This is a genomic window from Streptococcus sp. A34, from assembly GCF_043674115.1.
Lineage (GTDB): Bacteria > Bacillota > Bacilli > Lactobacillales > Streptococcaceae > Streptococcus > Streptococcus suis_V.
Map to the genome: position 1 here is coordinate 115,800 of NZ_JBIMJM010000001.1, position 19,385 is coordinate 135,184.

Here is a 19,385-nt window from a genome sequence, read left to right on the forward strand (position 1 = left end):
CTTATTGAGAATATCAGAATAGAGGTGTAAAGATGAACTATTATCACATAAAACTAATGGGAGATGTACAGCAACTAGAGCGACCGAGTGAATCTTTCGCACAAGAAAATAATTGGATGTATTTTTTGAAGGAAAAAGAAGATTTATTTATTGTAACGGGAGCTGCAAATACAAAACGAGAAATAGCAAAAAAGGTTCAGTCACTTTGGGAAGTGGATGTCTATTTAGAAGGCTATTCTTCAATAACTGAGGATGATTTTATTGACAAAGTTGGACGTGAACAGTTGGGAGAATTTGGTTATTTCTTATTGAAGCAATCAAAGGAAAATAAGCAAGGTCTTACTCCGAATGCAGATGTGTTGTCAGAAAATATGATTGGACTCAGCGACTTTAAAAATAGCATTCAGCATCTTATAAACTATTTAGACTATCAATCAAACGATTTAGAATCGCATACGAAAGAGCCGTTTTTTTAATTTTCAATGGTCAAAAAGGCAGTGGGCGAAAATATGCTCTACAATATTTAGAACGCTTGTTCGACTTGCAAGCAGTTGATACTCATTGTAGCGAATACTTTCTTCCCAAGACTGATGAAAAGCAATTTCCAGTGATTTATGACTATTTTAAAGCAAGGGCTCGTCCTAAATTAGAACTTTTCGCTAATATCAATACAAAGAAGGAGAATAATATTTGTATTCTAATTGCTCAATCGACTGAAGAAGCTAAAAAAATAGAAATGGAATTACAGGAGGAATACTATAATGTAAATAGAATCGAGTTTCCTCCTTATACAAATGACGAACTGGTTGAAATTGCTATTCAACTATTAGCAAAAAGACGAATTAGTATAGACAAGAAAATTGTTAGGGAGTATGTAGAAAAGGCTTCAAATCTCAACAACGCAAAAGATATTCGACGAATGGTTCAGAGAATCCATGAATATGCGGTGGCAACCAATTATTGTCAAGAAAATGGATTGCTGGATCTGGGTCACTTTAGTTTGCAAAAGGAACAATCTAAAAGCAAATGTGGCCAAGCTGAGAAGAGGCTGAATCAAATGATTGGTCTTCAATCTGTCAAAAAATTGATCAGACAACAAGTTGCTTTTGAACAGCTATCGAAACTTAGGAAAGAAAGAGGTTATCATGTCGAGGAAAGTAACGGGCACTTGTTATTCACAGGAAATCCCGGGACGGGTAAGACAGAGGTAGCTCGTCTTTATACAGAAATCCTATATGAACATGGATTGATCGCAGAAAACAAGATAGTAGAGGTGGGAAGAGCAGACCTTATTGGGGAATATGTTGGTCAAACAGCGCCAAAAATAAAAAAGGTATTTGATAGTGCAAGTGGTGGTGTACTGTTTATCGATGAAGCTTACAGTCTGATTCCACGGAGTGAAAGAGATTTTGCCAATGAAGCTATACCCACCATTATTCAAGAAATGGAAAATCGTCGTAATGAGCTAGTTGTTATTTTTGCCGGTTATAAAGATTTGATGCACAATTTTATAGATACGAATCCGGGATTACAATCTAGAATTTCAAACATCATTCATTTTGAAGATTATTCCGTGGATGAACTCTATGAAATTTTTAGAATAATGTTGAGTAATAAGGGCTATTCCATTGAATCGAGCTGTGAGAGTGCATTGCGCTCGCACTTTTTGAGTCGTTTTAGAAATGAACATTTTGGTAATGGACGCTATGTTCGTAAATTAATAGAAGCTATCTTGTATCAACAGGCAACTCGGGTGATGGAAAAGATAGGCAATAGGACCTTAGAAGAAACAGAGATGAATGTCGTAATAGAAGCTGATATTAAAAATGCCATTCAAGAATTATCAGAGTTGGAATCAACTCAACGGCTAATAGGTTTTGGATTACAGGGATAGAAGAAAGGAATTGCACATGAGTAACAATGGTTTGAAAGAAAACGCTGTGTTTAATGATATGGAAATTTTAGAAATATTTATAGATTTACTATACAGAAATTTGGACTCGGATACCAAGGTGAGAAGCTCTTTTGACAGTATCAATCGGGAAGTGAGTGATTTTTTTGGAATCACACAAAAGAGCTATATCGGACAACTTTTATATATTATTTCAGATGTTGATCACATCAGAAGGAGCTTTGTTGACCACATAGAATTTTACTATCGAGAGATGAATAGGAAGGTGAAAAGAGTAGTCGGAGTCAGTTTGGCTATAGAAATAGTACAAAATGTTCATTTTCTAGAAGAATTTGATGTTGTGATGATTGAAAATATTGAAGAATTTTATAATAGTACCGATGCGATTCAGAAGAAGTTGGCAAGAATTTTGGAAAGTTATCTAGAAACAGGCGGAAAATTACTGGTAACAGGTTGTGAGTTTGATAATTCAAACGACTCATTAAGCAAGATTCTTTACCAAGGAAATTTATTGAATTTGACTTGTTAAGAGTGGTATAATCTTGTTAGAATTGAGGTTTATATGAACGACCAAGAAAGATTGCTTACCATATTTTTACGTTTACAATCAGGAGCACATCTGAAAAAGTCACAGTTGGCAGATGAATTTGGAGTCAGTGAGAAGACAATTCAGAGAGATTTTGCCCTTCTAGGAGGATTTATCGAAAGTCAGCCGATGATTGCAGCAGAGTTAGCCTATGATTCCAAGTACCATACTCGCTTTTTGAAAGGGAAATCACTTTTTAACAAAAAGGAAATTCTAACCATTTCTAAGATTTTGCTAGAAAATCGTGCTTTGAATAAGGAAGAAAATAAGGCTGTTTTAGATAGCTTGTTTGCTCTGGTATCGAAAGATGAGCAGAAAGAAATTTCTGCCATTATCGCCAGTGAACTCTTAAACTATGCCCCGCTTTCAGATACTCAAAACAGAATTGATAAGATTTGGGAATGGTCAGAGGCCATTCGTAAGGAATTGGTATTAGATATTCGCTACCAATCTCCCTACAATGTAGAAAAGAAACACACAGTCTTTCCTGTGTCACTCTACTACGATAGTCATTACTTTTACCTTGTAGCTTATAATCTAAAACATTCATCCTATATGACTTTAAAGTTAGATCGGATTTTAGAATGGAAACTTTCGACTGAGAAGAAGCCAGCTATTTCTTATGGCAAAAAGTTTCGAGATGGTGAGGTACGGAATAAGCGCGTGGATTCTTTTATGGGGCGAGAAATAACTATAAGAGTCAAATTTAGCTACGATCCAACCATTGTCTTGGATCAATTTCCGACAGCAAAGATTATCGAAATCAACTCCGAAGGCAACATCATTGAATTTGTAAGTCAAGATACACCAGGCTTAAAACGTTGGTTGCTGAGTCAGGCAGATGCACTGACTGTGCTTTCCCCGACTTCGCTTGTAGAAGATATGAAACATTTCCTCAAAAATATGCAGGAAAACTATAAAAATTAGATATAGGGGACACTATTTGTCCACTCTGTGTATTAGAATGGTTGTATCAGTACTATAACTCTTGATTGAAAGGAGGGGAAGTATATGCAAGAATGGATTGTGGTAGATCAATTTGGAAATACGATTGCAGGACCGTTTTACGATAAAACAGCTGCGGAAATGCATGCGAAAATGATTCCGAATGCAAGTGTAGAGAAAAAATAGGAGAATAAGTAGAATGACTGATATTACTTTGAGGCATATGACGTTAGAGGAACTGTTGAAGGACAATAGGCTCCATATCCCAAATTATCAACGCCCTTATAAATGGCAACGTAAACACATTCGCCACTTATTCTATGATGTCAAAGAAGTTATAGACTCTAAAAAGGACATTTATCAAGTTGGTTCTCTTATTTTACACGATAAAAAACAAACTTTAGATATTGTTGATGGACAACAGCGGACTATTTCTATTGCCTTATTTTTACAGGCTTTAGGGAAGTTGAGTGACTATATCGGTGCTCAGCAGTTACTGAGTCAAAAATTTGACGTGGTTTCGTGTCAACATGCTAAGGAAAATTTTGAAGAGTGGAAAGTACTGATTGACCTAGATGACGAAAAGGCTCAAAAAGTATGTGACTTTCTTCTTAAAAATTGTGAAATTGCTGTTATTACAATGCCACATGATCGATTATCAGAAGCTTTCCAACTTTTTGATTCTCAAAATAATCGGGGAAAAGCTCTAGAGCCACACGACCTGCTTAAAGCCTATCATTTGAGAAATGCCTCTGAAATCAGTGAAGGTTTGATTGAAAATTGGGAAAAAATTGTTACAGACGAAAAGGTCAATTTAAAAGATTTATTTAACCAATATCTTTTTAGAGTGCGACGGTGGTCAATTGGTGAAACTGGGTTGACTAAACGTCGTCAGGGTTCATACCTTCGCTTTACAGAAGATTTTATCGATGATTTTAAAGGTGTCAGTTTACATCATAACGATTACCCTTATTTGAATCTCTTTAGACTATTAAAAGAACATAATATTGATTATCCGATTTCTTTGACGATGCCCATTATTGATGGAGAGTACTTTTTCTCTTACATTAATCAGTCACATAAAATGATTCAAAATAGAGAAACTTGGTTTGAAAGCCTCTGTCTAGATTCCAAAATGCTAAAGATTATACATTCTACTAAAAAACGTTATAACCGGAATCGTAATTTATTCGATAATCTAGTATTGCTTTTTGTGGATAGGTTTGGTCAGGGAGCTTTAGATAAAGATATTGTTGAAACAATTTTTATATGGGCCTATTATCCACGTATAAAAGCGCGTGCCATTTATGATAGCACTTTAGCCAATTATGCTGCGGGTGGCATTTTTCAACGGCGTACAGTTCAAAAATTATTTCAGCTATTACATCATGCTAGTACACCAAGCGATTTTTTGCAGAAAATCAATCGTGATCAATTTGAACATTTTACCTTGGAGAAAATTCTTGAAGAAGAGGAGCTTAATAAATGACTAAGGCAGCTACTTTGACAGTTACAAAACTTCTGACTGAAGATGAATACATTGTTCCTCTTTATCAGCGAAATTTTTCATGGACATATGATGAGATTGAGCAATTGCTTATTGACATAGCAGATGCTTACAACGAACGTGAAAAACGTCCTGATTATTATATCGGAACACTGGTTGTTCATCAAAAAGGAAATATGTACCATATTATTGATGGACAACAGAGAACAACAGCTTTGACTTTGTTGGCATTGGTTTTGAGAAATGAGTATCACATTCAAATCCCTGACTTGAAACTCTTAAATTTTGAAGCGCGTAAGCAGTCCAATGCATCTTTGCAGCAGTTATTTGAGAATAGCAATGCTGAATTTGAGAATATGGATGAGATTATTAGAGGTTACCAAAACACAAAATTAGCACTCAATAAAATTCTGTCCGAACAGTTTAAAATGGAAGCGACAGTATATGCTGAGTACCTCTTTCAACACGTCATTATTTTTAGAAATATGCTACCTAATGACTTAGATTTGAATCTTTATTTTGAGCGGTTTAATTCAAGAGGGGAGCAATTGGAAGCTCATGAAATTATTAAGGCTCAATTGATGGCGAAGCTTGATGATGAAGAAGCTGCTAAGTTTGCTAAGATCTGGGATGCCTGTGCAGATTTCGAAGAACCGGTAGTTAAAGCATTTCAAATGAGAAAGAAAAGAAAGGAAACGTTTAAAGAAAGAGAAAACATTTTTGGTTGGCATTTTTCAAATTATAAATTAGCCAATATCTATCGATTTATTGATAACACAAATAGTTCAAAAAAAAGTATATTAGATACCCTAGAAGATTCAAGTTCATTGGTATTTGATGATATCGTGGACGATAAAGAGACTGGAAAATATACAACCGTTATTAACTTTGAAACGTTACTCTTGTACACTGTTTCTATTATTGAAAATATTCCCCCACAAGATGTTCAATTAGATGATAAGAAACTACTTGATGTTTTTATGGTAAGTGAAAAAGGAAGGGATTGGGTCATTTACTTCTCGGAAACTTTATTAAGCATCAGACACCTATTTGATAACTATGTTATTAGAAACGCAAGCGAAGATACATCAAGGCGGTCAAAAAACGACTGGTTTCTTAGCAAAGGTACTTACTATGAGTATCAAAGAGACAATCGGAAAAATACAGATTACTTTGTAGAAGAACATTTCGAGAATAATACTTTTCCAGATAAAGCAGTGAATGATACCATTATTATGCTCCAGTCTATGTTTGCAGTGACCTTTACATCAAATCGAGATAGTCGTTGGCTATATGAGACTTTGGTCTATCTATTCGAGAATGTTGAGCATTTGCAAGATGAAGCATTTGGACACCAGTTTGTAATTTTTCTCGAAGCGTTGGCAGTTCGATATGCTGAAGGACGGTTATTTACAGAAGATGGTCAAGAATTTAGATGCTACCCGAATATGCCTATCTATGCTTTCAATTTTATTGATTATGTCTTATGGAAAAATCAAAATAATCTACAGGAGTACTTTTTTGATTCAAGGAATTTTAGATTTACTTATCGTCGTTCCGTTGAACATTGGTATCCTCAGAATCCAAATTTTGAAGATAGTGGGATGTTAAGAATGTCTGATAGTCTGCTTCATTCTTTCGGAAACCTTTGTATTATCACGGACAGTCAAAATTCGAAGTTTGGGAACTCTAGACCTCAGGCCAAGTATAGCCAATGGGAAAAGATATTTGGAAACCAAAGTCTAAAACTGCAATGGATGGCTAAACTTACTGGAAATTCGGATGACAATTGGAATAGTGAGGTAATCAGGGGGCATGAGGACAAGATTTTAACGTTAGTTAAGGAATTTTTTGAAAGCACGAAAAACATTTGATTTTTTCAGAAGTTTTGAATTTCAGTTTATTCCTCATATGTTCGCTAGTCTTGTCTCCAAGAAAAATAAAAATTTACAAAATTCCTTGCCAAAAACGATCTCTTTGTGTTACAATACCAAAAGCGTAGGTTTTTAAACTCATCCCGTGAGGTGAGAAAGACAACAGGAAAAATTATTAAGGGCCTATGACTATGTATATTTAGAAAGTCTGGGTCTTTTTGTGTACCCAGAATGGGAGATTTATGAGTACAAAAGCCAATCTTTTGTTTGATGTCCATGAGAAACCAGCCCCGCTTCAAGGGATTTTGTTGAGTTTCCAGCACGTGTTCGCTATGTTTGGTGCGACAATCTTGGTGCCGCTGATTCTCGGTATGCCCGTGTCCGTTGCCCTCTTCGCATCAGGTGTTGGAACCTTGATTTACCAAGTGGCGACGCAGTTCAAGGTGCCGGTTTACCTGGGCTCATCCTTTGCCTACATCTCAGCTATGGCCCTTGCCATCAAGGAAATGGGCGGCGATGTGTCGGCAGCTCAGACAGGCATTCTCTTCGTTGGTTTGATTTATGTGCTGATTGCTGCGCTTGTTAAAGTTATCGGCACTAAGTGGATTGACAGTCTCTTGCCACCAGTTGTTATCGGACCTATGATTATCGTTATCGGTCTGGGTCTCGCCAACTCTGCTGTGACTTCGGCAGGCTTTGTCGCAGACGGTGACTGGAGAAATGTCGTAGCGGCGATCGCGACCTTCTTGATTGCTGCTTTTGTCAATACCAAAGGGAAAGGCTTCGCCAAGATTGTTCCTTTCTTGATTGCCATTATAGGTGGTTATGTGATTGCCATCTTCCTTGGCCTGGTTGACTTTACACCCGTTTTGGAAGCGGCTTGGTTTGAATTACCAGGTTTCTACCTACCATTTGAAACAGGAACTTTCAAATCCTACAATTTCTACTTCGGTCCAGAAATGATTGCCATTTTGCCAATCGCAGTTGTAACCATCGCAGAGCATATCGGAGATCATACGGTTCTCAGCCAAATCTGTGGCCGCCAGTTCTTGAAAGACCCAGGTCTCAGCCGTACCTTGATTGGTGATGGTGTGGCGACTGCTGTATCTGCCTTTATCGGCGGACCTGCTAACACGACTTATGGTGAGAACACAGGGGTTATCGGTATGACCCGCATTGCATCAGTATCCGTTATCCGTAACGCCGCCTTGATTGCCATTGCCTTCTCATTCTTGGGTAAATTTACAGCCCTTATCTCCACCATTCCAAGTGCTGTACTTGGTGGCATGTCTATCTTGCTCTACGGTGTTATCGCCTCAAACGGTTTGAAAGTTTTGATTGAAAGCCGTGTTGACTTTGGTCAAGTCCGCAACTTGATTATCGCAAGTTCGATGCTGGTATTGGGCCTCGGTGGTGCAGTTCTCAACATCGGTGCCCTCACCCTTTCAGGTACAGCCCTCTCAGCCATTGTCGGCATCGTCCTCAACCTCATTTTGCCAAAGGCGGAAAAGTCAGAATAAGATAAAGTGAAAGTCAGCAAAAGCTGGCTTTTTTTGAAAATAGCAGAGCAACTCACCTATTTCTCAAATCAGTTGACAAAAAAGACAATCCTTGATAGAATAAATGAGGTCCAGAAGGACAAATCTAGCTTTTTCTTGGTTACAGGTCGCCAACCTGTCACTCGGATTAGGCTCAAAAACAAAGGAGAACATATCATGGCAATCTCAAAAGAGAAAAAAAATGAAATCATGGCACAATATGCTCGTCATGAAGGCGACACAGGTTCAGTTGAAGTACAAGTAGCAGTACTTACTTGGGAAATCAACCACCTTAACGACCACATCAAACAACACAAAAAAGACCACGCAACTTACCGTGGTTTGATGAAAAAAATCGGTCGCCGTCGTAACTTGTTGGCATACCTACGCCGCACAGACGTAAACCGTTACCGTGAATTGATTCACTCACTCGGACTCCGTCGTTAATATAAGATACGGAGGCGTGAGAAGCAAAGCGAAATTAGGAAATTTTTGCAACAAGTTTACTTGTCAGAAAATTTATCTATTTCGCACAGCTTCTAGCCGAAGTTCAATTCAGATAGAACCTGTTTTTCAGGTTCTTTTTTTGTTGTTCCCTTTTCTTTTTTCCGAGTTTTTAGGCTGTGCAAGGTATTGATTTCTGCTTCAATTTCTCTTTTTTGAGTTACTCATTCGTTTTTCATCTTATTTTAGCAGAAATTGCTTTCTCAATTTCCCACATTTTCCTTCAAATATGATAAAATATGAGGTATGCGTGGTTTTGTGCAAAAGAGAGTGAAACAAGCCTGTTTGATTGTCTTTTGTAGAAAACACGCAAGAAAAATTTCAGAAAAATAGGAGACAATTCATGTCAAAACAGGTATTTGAAACGGTTTTTGCTGGTAAGAAATTGGTCGTTGAAACTGGCCAGGTTGCCAAACAAGCCAACGGTGCGGTGGTCGTTCGCTATGGTGATTCAACAGTATTGACTGCGGCAGTTATGTCCAAGAAAATGGCGACGGGTGATTTCTTCCCGCTCCAAGTCAACTATGAAGAGAAAATGTACGCCGCAGGGAAATTCCCAGGTGGCTGGATGAAGCGTGAAGGCCGTCCATCAACTGATGCGACCTTGACTGCTCGTTTGATTGACCGTCCAATCCGTCCAATGTTTGCGGAAGGTTTCCGTAACGAAGTCCAAGTCATCAACACAGTGCTTTCTTACGATCCAGATGCTTCTGCTCCAATGGCAGCCATGTTTGGTTCATCATTGGCATTGGCAATCTCAGACATCCCATTCAACGGCCCAATCGCAGGTGTGCAGGTCGGCTATGTCAATGGTGAACTCATCATCAACCCTGACAAGGCTCAGATGGAAGCGTCCCTCCTTGACTTGACAGTGGCTGGTAACAAAGACGCCATCAACATGGTAGAGTCTGGTGCCAAAGAATTGTCAGAAGACATCATGTTGGAAGCCCTCTTGAAAGGTCATGCGGCCATCCAAGAACTTCTTGACTTCCAAAACCAAATCGTAGCAGCAGTCGGCAAGGAAAAAGCAGATGTGGAACTTCTGCAAGTGGACCCAGAATTGCAGGCTGAGATTGTTGCAGCTTACAATGATGATTTGAAAAAAGCGGTGCAGGTTGAAGAAAAATTGGCCCGTGAAGATGCGACCAATGCGGTACGTGAAGCGGTCATCGCAGCCTACGAAGAGAAATACGCTGAACACGAAGAATTTGACCGCATCATGCGTGACGTTCATGAAATCTTGGAGCTCATGGAGCACGCAGAGGTTCGTCGTTTGATTACAGAGGACAAGGTCCGCCCAGACGGTCGCCGTGTCGATGAAATTCGTCCGCTAGATGCAGAAGTGGACTTCTTGCCAAACGTTCACGGCTCAGGCCTCTTTACCCGTGGTCAAACGCAAGCTCTTTCTGTCTTGACCTTGGCTCCAATGGGTGAAACACAAATCATCGACGGTTTGGATGATGAGTACAAGAAACGTTTCTTGCACCACTACAATTTCCCACAATATTCAGTCGGCTCAACTGGTCGTTATGGAGCACCAGGTCGTCGTGAAATTGGTCACGGAGCCCTTGGTGAGCGTGCCCTTGAGCAAGTATTGCCTAGCTTGGAAGACTTCCCTTACGCGATTCGCTTGGTAGCAGAAGTTTTGGAATCAAACGGCTCTTCTTCACAGGCTTCTATCACAGCTGGTACCCTTGCCCTCATGGCAGGAGGTGTGCCAATCAAGGCACCAGTTGCAGGGATTGCCATGGGTCTGATTTCAGACGGTACCAACTACACCGTCTTGACCGATATTCAAGGTCTTGAGGATCACTTCGGCGACATGGACTTCAAGGTAGCTGGTACCCGTGATGGTATCACAGCTCTTCAGATGGACATCAAGATTGACGGGATCACACCGCAAATCTTGGAAGAAGCCTTGGCACAGGCTAAGAAGGCACGCTTTGAAATCCTTGATGTCATCGAAGCAACTATCCCAGAAGTTCGTCCTGACTTGGCACCAACTGCACCGAAGATTGACACGATTAAGATTGATGTAGATAAGATCAAGATTGTCATCGGTAAGGGTGGCGAAACTATTGATAAGATTATTGCAGAAACTGGCGTGAAAATCGATATTGACGAAGACGGTCTTGTGGCTATCTTCTCACCAGATCGTGATGCGATTGAGCGGACCAAAGAAATCATCGCAGGTCTTGTTCGCGAGGCAAAAGTGGACGAAGTCTTCCAAGCAAAAGTCGTTCGTTTGGAGAAATTCGGTGCCTTTGTCAACCTCTTTGACAAGACAGATGCCTTGGTTCACGTTTCTGAAATGGCTTGGACCCGTGTCAATAAACCAGAAGATTTGGTTGAAATTGGTGATATTGTTGATGTCAAAGTTATCAAGATTGATGATAAAGGACGTATTGACGCTTCTATGAAGGCTCTTCTTCCAAAACCAGAAGGTTATGTGGAGCCAGAAAAACGCGAGCGTTCTGACAAACCTCGCCGTCCAAGAGACCACAAAGAGAAAAAAGACAACAACTTTGGCGAATTCAAATTCCACAAGGTTGAAAAGAAATAAGCTGAGTAGACAAGTTCGGTAGCGGGCTTGTCTTCTCGCTAGAAGGAGTGACTATGGGTTGGTGGAAGGACACCATTGAGATTGTAAAAGAAAAAGATCCGGCAGCACGGACGACCTTGGAAGTTCTTTTGACCTACCCAGGTGTCAAGGCCTTGGCTGCCCACCGTCTGTCCCACTGGATGTGGAAAAAAGGCTTTAAATTACTAGCTAGGATGCACAGCCAATTTTGGCGTTTTTGGACCAATATTGAAATTCATCCAGGTGCTGAGATTGCTTCAGGGGTCTTCATTGACCACGGAGCTGGTTTGGTTATCGGAGAGACCGCCATTATTGAATCAGGTGTCATGCTTTACCACGGGGTGACGCTTGGTGGTACGGGTAAGGATTGTGGCAAACGCCATCCGACTGTGCGAAAAGGGGCTCTGGTTTCTGCCCACGCCCAAGTCATTGGCCCTATTGAGATTGGGGAAAATGCTAAAGTGGGTGCAGCTGCCGTTGTCCTAGCCGATGTTCCAGCAGATGTGACAGTGGTCGGTATGCCGGCTAAAATCGTCCGTGTTCATGGTCAAAAAGATGAGAAGGTCATTCATGACATGGAAGGTGGTCGTGAACACTACACGATTAAGCTTGCAGAATTACGAGAAGCTAGCCACCATTCGTCGCATTTGTAGGAAAGCCACATACGGTAAGTTCTATGTGAGTTAGCCATAGAGAGGAAAAATAAGCATGATAATAGCCACTAATGTCCTAAATTCCCAGCAGTTATCTGCAGCAAAAACTCTGATAAGCACTGTACAATCCCATGACGGAACCTATCGTGACCCTTACCTGTCAAATATGCTCAACTTTGCCCCTGAAATGCCAGCTTTTTTCTTGGCCTACCAAGACCAACAGTTGGTGGGGCTCTTGACTGTGTATGCCGATGATGAGGATGTGGAGCTTGCGATTATCGTGCACCCAGACTACCGCAGACAGGGTCTGGCACGTAAGCTCTATGATTGCTACCAGATGAAGACGGCTAACTATCCTATCGCTAGTGTGACCTTTCAGACCGAACGTGTATTTCTGGATAAGCACCCAGACCTTGCGCCAGCATGGAACTTGGTAGAAGATACGGATACTGAGACATGGCTGGGACGTGAGCGAGAGCCTTATCAGTTCTCGCAACAGGCTGAACTCACAGTGAGTTTGGCACAGGCTCACCATGCAGACGACATTGCACGCTGTAAGACTGCGGCATTCGGTAACGACTATGAGGTGGCGCTCCGCTACGTGCGTGAAGCCATTGCGGATGAGGATAGTTTACTTTATCTTTTGGAACATAGCGGAGCGGTTATCGGTTCTTGCACAGTAGATATATCGACCGATGATAACTACCTTTACGGTTTAGCTATTGCACCAGACCAGCAACAAAAAGGTTACGGCACTTACTTAGTCAAAGCTGTCATCAATGACCTTATCAGGAAAAACGACAAACCTTTTCAAATCGCCGTCGAAGATGATAACCTCATCGCTAAGCGGCTGTATGAAAATATCGGTTTTACAAAGCAGACACAAGTGGTCTACTTAGACCCGAAAGAAGGTTGAGATGCTATTAGAAGAATTTGAAAATACCTCTGCTGTTATTGAACCGACGGATAAGGCTATCCGTGGTGGCGGTGAGGTATGTGAGACCATGATTTTCTCCTTCAATGGGGAAATTGTAGATCGTGTCCGTCAGCTACCTGAGAGCAGAGAAGGTGGTCATTTACAGACCCTAAATGGTCGTCATCCTTGGTATATTTTGGAAAGAGATGGACTGCAGGTTGCGGTCATGTTGGCAGTAATCGGTGCTCCCATGGCGGTTGGTCACTTGGAGGAACTGAAAGCCTGTGGCTTTGAGAATTTTATCGTTCTGGGTTCTTGTGGGGTGCTGGATAAGTCGCTTGCTGCGGATAAGATTATTCTTCCTAGATCCGCTCTTCGGGATGAGGGAACTAGCTACCATTACGCTCCTGCTAGCGAGGAAATCAGCTATGACCCTGCTCTGCTATTGACCATGGAAAAGGCCTTGGACCAAGCAGGAATCGAATACGTGTGGGCCAAGACCTGGACCACGGACGCTTTCTATCGGGAAACGGCTGCCAAGGTCAAACGCCGCCTAGCGGCTGGTGCTATGGTCGTCGATATGGAGGCTTCTGCTATCATGGCTTGGGCCAATTATCGTCAGGCCAAGGTCTATCAGTTTTTCTACACGGCGGACTATGTGGACCACCACAAGAATGAATGGGATGCCCGTCGGGAAGAACGGACGGTTGACAGTATGACCTTCTTTGAAGTGGCCATGGCCATTGCAAGAACATTAGAAAGTAGATCATGTTAAAAAAATTAGTAAGACAAAACTGGCCTTATGTGTTGACCGCCATCGGTGGAACAATTCTATTTATCCTTAAATTTTCCCAAGGAAACTGGCAGCTAGGGATGATTTGGTTGGCCGCGACAGCTTATTGGCTAGTAAAATTGTATCAAAAGTATCAAGTCCTAAAGAATACTCAGAAGTAATGGAGAAACTATGATTAAAATTTACGATACCATGACCCGCAGTCTGCGTGACTTTGTGCCCTTGGAAGAGGGTAAGGTTAAGATGTATGTTTGCGGTCCGACGGTTTACAACTATATCCATATCGGTAATGCCCGTAGTGTCGTGGCTTTTGACACCATCCGTCGCTATTTTGAATACCGTGGCTATGATGTGACCTACATTTCAAACTTTACGGATGTGGATGACAAGATTATCAAAGCTGCTAATGAAGCTGGTATGACAACCAAGGAACTGTCTGATAAATTTATCGCAGCCTTCAAGGAAGATGTGGCAAAGTTAGGTGTCAAGCGAGCTACCAAAAACCCTCGGGTAATCGACTATATGGATGAAATCATTGCTTTTGTGCAGGTCTTGATTGATAAGGGTTACGCCTATGAAGCTTCTGGAGATGTTTATTTCCGTGTGGAAAAGGCTGAAAACTATGCTCGTTTGGCCAACAAAACCCTGTCTGACTTGGAGGCTGGGGCTTCTGGCCGGGTTGAGGGAGAAGGTCAGCTGAAAGAACATCCTTTCGACTTTGCCCTGTGGAAAACTGCCAAGCCAGGTGAAGTATCTTGGGAAAGTCCTTGGGGAGCAGGCCGTCCAGGTTGGCATATTGAGTGCTCGGTCATGGCGACAGAGATTTTGGGAGCTACCATTGATATTCACGGTGGTGGTGCGGACTTGGAATTTCCTCACCATACCAATGAGATTGCCCAGTCAGAGTGCAAGACAGGTCAAACCTTTTCCAACTACTGGATGCACAATGCCATGCTCAACATCAATGATGAGAAGATGTCCAAGTCCTTGGGCAATTTCCTGACAGCACATGATATGTTGGAACAAATTGATGGTCAGGTCTTGCGATTCTTCCTATCTACCCAGCACTACCGTCGTCCGCTTAACTATACAGAAAAGGCGATTTCAGATGCGGAAATCAATCTCAAATATCTGAAAAATACTTATACACAACCTATGCAAAACTCTGTGGATAAGTCAGCTCTTGAATTACATCTGGCGGCCTTTGAAGCGGCAATGGATGATGATTTCAATGCGGCAAATGGGATTACGGCTATCTTTGACTTTGCCAAATGGATCAACTCAGGCAATTACGATGAAGCTGTAAAAGAAGCCTTTGGCAAGATGCTCGCCGTCTTTGGTATTGTCTTTGAAGAAGAAGTCTTGGACAGCGAGATTGAAGCCTTGATAGAAGAGCGTCAAGCAGCGCGTGCCAATCGGGACTTTGCGACGGCTGACCGTATTCGTGATGAACTGGCATCCCAGGGAATCAAGCTCTTGGATACCAAGGATGGTGTGAGGTGGACACGTGACTAAGGCAGTAGATGTCAATCTCATCAACGGCATTGCCCTGGCATTTGAAGGGGATGCTGTCTATTCCATGTATATCAGACGGCACTTGATTTTCAAGGGGCTGACCAAACCCAACAAACTGCACGGAGAGGCCAACAAATATGTCTCGGCCAAGGCACAGGCAAGCCTGATCTCCTCCCTCTTAGAAGCTCAGCTATTGACCGAAAAAGAGGAAGAAATCTACAAACGGGGCCGCAATACCAACAGTCACACCAAGGCCAAGAACGCAGATGTGGTCACTTATCGAATGTCCACAGGTTTCGAGGCGGTTTTGGGATACCTGCACATGACCGATCAGTTGGAGCGCCTGGAGGAGCTGGTGGCTTGGTGTATCGCGCAGGTGGAGAGTGACTAGGGACTATTTCATGGAGGCAAGTGTGGATAAGAATAAGTTAAAGCAATATTTTCCGACGGCATCACTTGCTGATTCTCCTCAGAAAAGGGAGGGGATGGCTAGTTTGAGCTTGGGAGAACGGTTTTTCTTGAATCTAGAATTAAACAGTCTGACAGATAGAGAGCGCTATTTGTTGGAACTTCTGCAGGAAAATCAGGACAATATTCCTCGTGCTCCGTGGCAAGATTTTTTTGATGGGCAAGGTCCGATTCCGACTTCGGTTGGGCAGTTGCAGGTCCTTCAAATAAAGTTATGGTCCAATCCCAGCGAGGAGGTTGTGCAGGCCTGGTTAGAATTCATGGAAACCTTGTTACCGAATTTGGTTAGTCACTATGCCTCAGCATCGGATTATTTTGTATTTATCATGGACCAGCGTCCTTTTATTGACTATCAGGAGATTCTCAGAGATACAATTGGAGTCATGGAATATGACTTTGGCATAAAGATGACTGCTTTTCTGGGGCAAATTTGGCCGGGTCAGGTTCAAGAATGGTGGCCAGATGCCATAAGGGCTGAAATGGATTTATTCCGTAGTTGGATGCAAAAGAATCTTTCTGCTAGCTTTTTAACCTTTAGTCAATTGTTCTTTTTGGATGAGGCTAAGGACAAGGCGGTCATGCGCATTTTATCGGATATGATTGCGAAACATGAGATGGAAGATGTGATTCGTGCACTTTGGGACAATGGTGCAGTGTTGACCAAGGCGGCGCAAAGTTTGTTTGTTCATAGGAATACCTTGCTGTACCGATTGGACAAATGGTTCGAATTGACAGGCTTGCAGCTGAGGGAATTGACGGATTTGGCGCTCCTATACTATATAGTGGAGAGCCAGGTATTGGGATGATGACGAGGTCAGAAAGAATCCTGACGCACCTGTGAGGGTACCTGAGATGTTGGATGCGCCGCCCAACCGCTATCATTGTATGTTGAATTGAGCCTTCTGGAGAAATCCGAGGGCTTTTTGTGTATAAGTCGATTGGGGATAAATGGCACGAGTAAATAGAGTCATTTTAATAAATCAAAGAAAAATTTGCCCACCATTTGCCCACCAACTTTACCAAACTTAACCGAATTTAACCGAATAAAAAATCAAAAAAGCCCGAAAAATCGAGCTTTTGACTTGTATAAATTCGGATAAAATCCTATAATAAAGGCGGTAGACGGATTTGAACCGACGATCAAGCTTTTGCAGAGCCGTGCCTTACCACTTGGCTATACCGCCATAACAAAGAATATTGTACCTTAAAAAGCGAAAAGGGTCAAGTGGTAAAATCAATATTTAGATATTATTGAAAAAGGAAATTGGCGTTTGGAAGTATGTCGTATGTAGAGAGTCCGAGAGTTTAACAAAAGATTTCGATCTTTTGTCGGTGCATATTTTATTTTGGGGGTTAGAATGAAAAAACATTTTTTACTAGGTCTGGTATGCTTGATGACTTTATCGGCTTGTGCTCAATCCAACATTCCGGCTGAAACAGAGAACTCTTCTTCGACAAGTCAGGAAAGTTCTACCAGTTCAAGTGAGCTAAAGATAGACGATAAAGAGTTGTATCAGGCGGTCTTTGCTGACTATCAGAAAATCGTGGAATTTGCAGCTACAGCTGATTCAAGTAATGTAGATGGTGTGCTAACGGTATTGAATGAACTTCAGTTTCCGATGAATTCTTGGGTGGTGGAAAGTGCAATAAATACGTCGGACTCCATTAGATATGCCTTTTATGATTTCAATAACGATGGTCAAAATGAATTATTTTTCGGGTCAGAAAATCCAGATGGCTCTATGTTTGTGACGGGTTTTTATGGGATAATTGCTGACCAGGTATCATTGTTAGCCGAAGGTTTTGTGGCTGGACACGGTGGTGCACGAAGTGCCCTGGTTCTCTTCCAAGGTGGGGAATATGTGAGTTACGGATGGTATTCAGGAACAGGCGAGGCTGTCGGTACACTGAATCGGATTGATGAAATGGGTCAATTGATAGAAGGCACTCCGATCGATTTTCATATGAGAGATGAATTGGTTTCCGTTTTTGGAAAGACAGAGTCAGACATTCTAAATCCTAATCAATTTGATTGGGAAGAATTTGAGATTGACAGAACAGAAACAGAAACGAGTAGTTCCGACCAAACCGATGGAGTCCAGTCCATGAATTTGGAACAAATCCAAGCTGGAAATTTTGCTAGCTTGGAAGGTGAATGGGTCAATGCGCGTGGTGATCGGATGGAGATTGACAGTCAAGGAAATGTCTCTTATAATGATGGTCAATTTGTTGGCTTTATTGATTTAAAATATCATAAAGTTGAAGGGGCTATCCTAATTGTAAGTATTACCGATCCGAATGGTCGGGCCTCTGCTAGTGTACCGACCTTATTGATTCCAAAAGGAGTGCAGAATACCTATGGATTTTTAGAAGGGCATAGCGATCAGACGGACACCAGCAAGGATAGGATGTTCAGTACGCAAAGTGTTACGACGACTGAAGACTTTAGTAAAGGTGTCTTTTATCGAGTAGACGATTAGGAGAGACGGAATGAAAAAGAATAGACTCATTTTGGGATTGCTTTTGGGGGCTAGTGTTGGCTTATTGGTGGCATGTGGTCATCAGAAACAGGAGGCGACCTCAACCTCTTCGTCGACTTCATCTTCTCGTTCTAGCTCGACAAGCACGAGTTTCAGTACATCAACTACAAGTTCCACGACCAGTAGTTCAAGTAGCCAGGCTGGTCCCTGGGATGCTGATAAGACAGAGGCGTTAAGGAATTTCGTGATTGAACAATGGGGACCATCCTTCTCGCCACCTCAGTACTATTTATCCTATCATCCAAGAAATGAGGGAAGCTTTTTTGGGGTGAGCTTGCCGTCAGGGGTTCTAAGTGGTCCTGGTCAGCAAATGACACCCGATTTTCAAGGGGAGGCTCCGGAATTGGTTTGGAGCGAGAACGGTCAAGTTGGAGCGGGGCAGACAGCCGTGGTCGGAATCTATTCAGATATTGAAGCATCAAAATCCCAATTAGCCCACCTCTATCTCTTTACTATCAAGGATGGTCAAGGTATTGCTTGGATTACCGAGCAAAATCAGGGCAATCCAGAAAAACGTTTGTATTTCCGACCAACCAAAAACCAGGAATTACAAGCCTTCTTTGAAAACTTGGTTCTCGATGGTAGTTCGATTGCAGCGACTGAAACCAGTTCAGCGACGGCTACTCAGTCTTCAGTAGACACCAAGAACTTGACAGTCGAACAAGCAGCTAATTGGGCCAAGGCACATGCAGCTTCTCGTTACGGGGCTCCTTTTACCAAAGCGGATTTTCTAGCCCAAGTGGTTACCAATGCGCAATCTTCGGATGGCTTGGTCTATATTGAGGTAAGAGAAGACCATAATAGCCCTAATATGCTGGCAACTAGAGCGGATAGGAGTGTTTCCTCTGTAGCAGCCTTTTACCGTGTCAATGCCAATGGTCAGTTAGAAAGAATGGATGTTGCTGCGGGGTCTTATTCTGTTGTTGCAGATATCTATTTTGAATAGGGTTAGGAGTCAAGGTTAGCGTTCAGATTTTGGTAAATTCTCAAAGTAAGTTCTAGTTCTCTTTCTTTCAGAAGTTACTTTGAGAAAACTGCATAACATCAACAGAA

At 41.8% G+C, this 19,385-nt stretch carries 18 protein-coding genes and 1 tRNA gene; 18 read left to right on the plus strand and 1 reads right to left on the minus strand.

Annotated elements, in window-relative coordinates; translation table 11 throughout:
* Positions 1–32 precede the first annotated feature (32 nt).
* The 16 genes from ACHBGV_RS00590 (at position 33) to ACHBGV_RS00665 (ending at position 16,598) form a co-directional block, all read left to right on the plus strand.
* Positions 33–476 carry a hypothetical protein gene (locus ACHBGV_RS00590; protein ID WP_394735421.1) on the plus strand — a complete coding sequence of 148 codons (444 nt, stop codon included), beginning with the start codon at positions 33–35 and terminating at the stop codon, positions 474–476.
* A 65-nt stretch (positions 477–541) separates the two neighbouring features.
* The gene (locus ACHBGV_RS00595; RefSeq protein ID WP_394735422.1) at positions 542–1,894 is read left to right on the plus strand and encodes an AAA family ATPase; all 1,353 of its coding nucleotides are present in this window, start codon (positions 542–544) and stop codon (positions 1,892–1,894) included.
* 16 nt (positions 1,895–1,910) lie between these two features.
* Positions 1,911–2,441, plus strand: a complete 531-nt coding sequence (locus tag ACHBGV_RS00600; RefSeq protein ID WP_105206536.1) for a hypothetical protein — start codon at positions 1,911–1,913, stop codon at positions 2,439–2,441.
* Between the two features lie 33 nt (positions 2,442–2,474).
* Positions 2,475–3,425, plus strand: coding sequence for a YafY family protein (locus ACHBGV_RS00605; protein ID WP_105120194.1), 951 nt, complete (start codon positions 2,475–2,477; stop codon positions 3,423–3,425).
* A gap of 217 nt (positions 3,426–3,642) precedes the next feature.
* Positions 3,643–4,932 carry a DUF262 domain-containing protein gene (locus tag ACHBGV_RS00610; protein ID WP_105120193.1) on the plus strand — a complete coding sequence of 430 codons (1,290 nt, stop codon included), beginning with the start codon at positions 3,643–3,645 and terminating at the stop codon, positions 4,930–4,932.
* On the plus strand, positions 4,929–6,824 hold the full coding sequence (locus ACHBGV_RS00615) for a DUF262 domain-containing protein (RefSeq protein WP_172021109.1): 1,896 nt from the start codon (positions 4,929–4,931) through the stop codon (positions 6,822–6,824). The genes ACHBGV_RS00610 and ACHBGV_RS00615 overlap by 4 nt, the downstream gene beginning before the upstream one ends.
* Positions 6,825–7,066: 242 nt before the next feature.
* Positions 7,067–8,344 (plus strand): uracil-xanthine permease family protein, encoded by a 1,278-nt coding sequence (locus ACHBGV_RS00620; protein ID WP_394735423.1) that lies wholly within the window; start codon positions 7,067–7,069, stop codon positions 8,342–8,344.
* Between the two features lie 195 nt (positions 8,345–8,539).
* A complete protein-coding gene (rpsO, locus tag ACHBGV_RS00625; protein WP_002938849.1) occupies positions 8,540–8,809 on the plus strand; it encodes a 30S ribosomal protein S15 in 270 nt (89 codons plus the stop codon).
* Positions 8,810–9,209: 400 nt separating this feature from the next.
* Positions 9,210–11,429 carry a polyribonucleotide nucleotidyltransferase gene (pnp, locus tag ACHBGV_RS00630; RefSeq protein ID WP_394735424.1) on the plus strand — a complete coding sequence of 740 codons (2,220 nt, stop codon included), beginning with the start codon at positions 9,210–9,212 and terminating at the stop codon, positions 11,427–11,429.
* A 53-nt stretch (positions 11,430–11,482) separates the two neighbouring features.
* On the plus strand, positions 11,483–12,100 hold the full coding sequence (cysE, locus tag ACHBGV_RS00635) for a serine O-acetyltransferase (protein ID WP_099832434.1): 618 nt from the start codon (positions 11,483–11,485) through the stop codon (positions 12,098–12,100).
* 55 nt (positions 12,101–12,155) lie between these two features.
* Positions 12,156–13,016 carry a GNAT family N-acetyltransferase gene (locus ACHBGV_RS00640; RefSeq protein ID WP_105111386.1) on the plus strand — a complete coding sequence of 287 codons (861 nt, stop codon included), beginning with the start codon at positions 12,156–12,158 and terminating at the stop codon, positions 13,014–13,016.
* A gap of 1 nt (position 13,017) precedes the next feature.
* Entirely contained in the window at positions 13,018–13,791 is a 774-nt protein-coding gene (locus ACHBGV_RS00645; protein ID WP_105111385.1) for a nucleoside phosphorylase, read from the plus strand.
* Entirely contained in the window at positions 13,785–13,970 is a 186-nt protein-coding gene (locus ACHBGV_RS00650) for a hypothetical protein (protein ID WP_024418656.1), read from the plus strand. Before ACHBGV_RS00645 ends, ACHBGV_RS00650 begins: the two co-directional genes overlap by 7 nt.
* Positions 13,971–13,980: 10 nt before the next feature.
* The gene (gene cysS, locus ACHBGV_RS00655; protein WP_105122648.1) at positions 13,981–15,324 is read left to right on the plus strand and encodes a cysteine--tRNA ligase; all 1,344 of its coding nucleotides are present in this window, start codon (positions 13,981–13,983) and stop codon (positions 15,322–15,324) included.
* Complete coding sequence (locus ACHBGV_RS00660) at positions 15,317–15,715, plus strand: Mini-ribonuclease 3 (protein WP_105122649.1); 399 nt, start codon at positions 15,317–15,319, stop codon at positions 15,713–15,715. The genes cysS and ACHBGV_RS00660 overlap by 8 nt, the downstream gene beginning before the upstream one ends.
* A 22-nt stretch (positions 15,716–15,737) precedes the next feature.
* A complete protein-coding gene (locus tag ACHBGV_RS00665; protein WP_172066925.1) occupies positions 15,738–16,598 on the plus strand; it encodes a helix-turn-helix domain-containing protein in 861 nt (286 codons plus the stop codon).
* 307 nt (positions 16,599–16,905) lie between these two features.
* Here the strand turns inward: ACHBGV_RS00665 and ACHBGV_RS00670 are convergent.
* Positions 16,906–16,976, minus strand: a tRNA-Cys gene (locus ACHBGV_RS00670).
* Between the two features lie 174 nt (positions 16,977–17,150).
* Between ACHBGV_RS00670 and ACHBGV_RS00675 the strand changes: the two genes are divergently transcribed.
* Positions 17,151–18,272, plus strand: a complete 1,122-nt coding sequence (locus ACHBGV_RS00675; RefSeq protein ID WP_125265944.1) for a DUF6287 domain-containing protein — start codon at positions 17,151–17,153, stop codon at positions 18,270–18,272.
* A 10-nt stretch (positions 18,273–18,282) separates the two neighbouring features.
* Positions 18,283–19,278: a DUF4767 domain-containing protein gene (locus tag ACHBGV_RS00680; protein ID WP_105122651.1), complete on the plus strand. Its 996-nt coding sequence runs from the start codon at positions 18,283–18,285 to the stop codon at positions 19,276–19,278.
* Positions 19,279–19,385: the final 107 nt, after the last annotated feature.

Bases quoted from the DNA above. Each gene is read 5' to 3' on its own strand.
- ACHBGV_RS00590 (WP_394735421.1), top strand. From the start codon at position 33: ATGAACTATTATCACATAAAACTAATGGGAGATGTACAGCAACTAGAG.
- ACHBGV_RS00600 (WP_105206536.1), top strand. From the start codon at position 1,911: ATGAGTAACAATGGTTTGAAAGAAAACGCTGTGTTTAATGATATGGAA.
- ACHBGV_RS00605 (WP_105120194.1), top strand. From the start codon at position 2,475: ATGAACGACCAAGAAAGATTGCTTACCATATTTTTACGTTTACAATCA.
- ACHBGV_RS00610 (WP_105120193.1), top strand. From the start codon at position 3,643: ATGACTGATATTACTTTGAGGCATATGACGTTAGAGGAACTGTTGAAG.
- ACHBGV_RS00615 (WP_172021109.1), top strand. From the start codon at position 4,929: ATGACTAAGGCAGCTACTTTGACAGTTACAAAACTTCTGACTGAAGAT.
- ACHBGV_RS00620 (WP_394735423.1), top strand. From the start codon at position 7,067: ATGAGTACAAAAGCCAATCTTTTGTTTGATGTCCATGAGAAACCAGCC.
- rpsO (WP_002938849.1), top strand. From the start codon at position 8,540: ATGGCAATCTCAAAAGAGAAAAAAAATGAAATCATGGCACAATATGCT.
- pnp (WP_394735424.1), top strand. From the start codon at position 9,210: ATGTCAAAACAGGTATTTGAAACGGTTTTTGCTGGTAAGAAATTGGTC.
- cysE (WP_099832434.1), top strand. From the start codon at position 11,483: ATGGGTTGGTGGAAGGACACCATTGAGATTGTAAAAGAAAAAGATCCG.
- ACHBGV_RS00640 (WP_105111386.1), top strand. From the start codon at position 12,156: ATGATAATAGCCACTAATGTCCTAAATTCCCAGCAGTTATCTGCAGCA.
- ACHBGV_RS00645 (WP_105111385.1), top strand. From the start codon at position 13,018: ATGCTATTAGAAGAATTTGAAAATACCTCTGCTGTTATTGAACCGACG.
- ACHBGV_RS00650 (WP_024418656.1), top strand. From the start codon at position 13,785: ATGTTAAAAAAATTAGTAAGACAAAACTGGCCTTATGTGTTGACCGCC.
- cysS (WP_105122648.1), top strand. From the start codon at position 13,981: ATGATTAAAATTTACGATACCATGACCCGCAGTCTGCGTGACTTTGTG.
- ACHBGV_RS00675 (WP_125265944.1), top strand. From the start codon at position 17,151: ATGAAAAAACATTTTTTACTAGGTCTGGTATGCTTGATGACTTTATCG.
- ACHBGV_RS00680 (WP_105122651.1), top strand. From the start codon at position 18,283: ATGAAAAAGAATAGACTCATTTTGGGATTGCTTTTGGGGGCTAGTGTT.